Here is a 1,255-nt window from a genome sequence, read left to right on the forward strand (position 1 = left end):
CTCACGAATCCCCTCATTCAGATGATCCCAAAAGTGCGTTTGAGCAGCTGATGGTCACGAATGAGCTTCTCGAATTGCAGGATGAGCGGGCGTAATCTTTCCTCGGGCATGTTGGGGATCAGTTGATAGTACATCACGCCCTGCCGGAAGAGTGAATGGACGCGTCGCGATGTCGTGCTCGTGCGCAGATGGCGGTCGTAGCCGATGGCTTCTCCGGCAGCGCCCAGCACGGTCAGGAGCACAATGGCGAGAGCGGCGATCAACCACAGCCTGTCGCGCCGGGCGGGCGTGGAGACGCGGGTTGCCGACATACCCATTCCGAACCGCCAGTCCTTGGCATCGCGAAACGAGCATTCGATGCCCCAGCGTCGCGAGTAGAGATCAATGAGGGTTTTCGCCGCCACCTCCGTTAGGCTGGTCGCGAGGCACCATGCCTCTTTCATCTCCTTGGCGTGGACGCAAACGACCGCCCCGACAGGGCAGCCCTGCGCCGTGACTGTCGCCTCGCGCAGCAGCCGGGCACGTCCCGAAGGACCGATCCACTCCTTCGCCGGACGGCTCTCGCCAGCGGCCGTCACCTTGATATTGCCACGAAAGCGGATGACATATTCGAAGTGCAGCTCGTCCTTGAGGACGCCGTAGAGCTTGGCGTCGCCAAAGCCACGATCCGCGACGAGTAGCACCTTCACTTCTGTCGGCAACAGCTCGGCAAGGCGGGTGACGATCCAATATTCATAGTGATTGCGCCGCTCTTTCAGCTCCGCCTTGCGTACCGTCAACCATAGTAGCGGGGTTGCCCGACCATGCTCGGTGAGCAGCGACAGCATCAGGGTCGAGTGCCCGTCGGCATCGAAGTCGGTCCAGTCCATGGCAACGACGATCTCGGTGCGGCTACCGAGGCAATAGCCGGCCCAGTCGGCCATCAGCGCGTCGACATCGATCCCGTCGTTCGACAGCATCCGGTCGACCTGCTTGATCGCGTGACGCGAGAGCCCTCCCTGGGCCAGCGCAAGACCGTGGCCAATCGCGCTCACCGCCAGCGACGACGCCTGCAGAGTGCCCACCGTCGCCTTCGCCAGCGATGTCACCCGCTTTGCGTGCAGGTCCTCGCCAAAAAGTTCGTCTACAAAGGAATGGACCGCTTCAGAAGAAAACGCCGTCTTCCCGCTCATGCTAATCTGATCTCCGTTCGACACGGAAATGCAGAATCATCTTTCCCGCCCTACGTCATCTCAGAAATGAGGGGATGCCTGAG

The 1,255-nt window shown here is 61.1% G+C and carries 1 protein-coding gene; it reads right to left on the reverse strand.

Features of this window, described 5'->3' with window-relative positions:
- Nucleotides 1-17: 17 nt before the first annotated feature.
- On the reverse strand, nucleotides 18-1,172 hold the full coding sequence (locus GOB90_RS18640; RefSeq protein ID WP_146893137.1) for an IS4 family transposase: 1,155 nt from the start codon (nucleotides 1,170-1,172) through the stop codon (nucleotides 18-20).
- Nucleotides 1,173-1,255 lie beyond the last annotated feature (83 nt).

The organism is Acetobacter oeni, from assembly GCF_011516825.1.
Classification (GTDB): domain Bacteria; phylum Pseudomonadota; class Alphaproteobacteria; order Acetobacterales; family Acetobacteraceae; genus Acetobacter; species Acetobacter oeni.

Coding starts and splice junctions, on each gene's coding strand:
- GOB90_RS18640 (WP_146893137.1), bottom strand. CDS start 1,172: ATGAGCGGGAAGACGGCGTTTTCTTCTGAAGCGGTCCATTCCTTTGTA.